General features: G+C 65.5%; 1 protein-coding gene. It reads right to left on the bottom strand.

All coding sequences use genetic code 11. From position 1 onward, the window contains the following. Positions 1 to 22: 22 nt before the first annotated feature. Positions 23 to 400: transposase (locus FOY91_RS21465; RefSeq protein WP_145156111.1), on the bottom strand; the 378-nt coding region annotated here is incomplete at its 5' end.

A 400-nucleotide genomic window follows, 5' to 3' on the forward strand; every position in this document is an offset into this window, starting at 1 on the left:
TGCGTTTGAAAAGGCCGTCTCCTCACGTCCATCGACGTAGCAGAGTGGCGGAGGCGGCGATGGTGATGAGGGTTTCGGCGACGGCGGTGAGCTGCTCATAGTCGCGGACCAGGCGGCGGTTCTTGAAGATCCAGGCGAAGGTGCGCTCGACTACCCAGCGCCGCGGCAGCACCTCGAAGCCCTTGGCATGAGCGCCGCGGCGAATGATCTCCAAGGTAATGTGGGTCTTGTCGGCAGCCCAGCTTACGAGGCGGCCGGCATAGCCGCCATCGGCGAAGACGCGGGCGACGAAGGGGAAGCGCTGGCGGGAGCCCTTGAGCGGCAGCTTGGCACCGTCACGGTCCTGGATATCGGCGGCATGAACGCGAACCGTAAGCAGCCGGCCGTCGGTGTCGGTTAG

This window comes from Alterirhizorhabdus solaris (assembly GCF_007785815.1).
Lineage (GTDB): Bacteria > Pseudomonadota > Alphaproteobacteria > Sphingomonadales > Sphingomonadaceae > Alterirhizorhabdus > Alterirhizorhabdus solaris.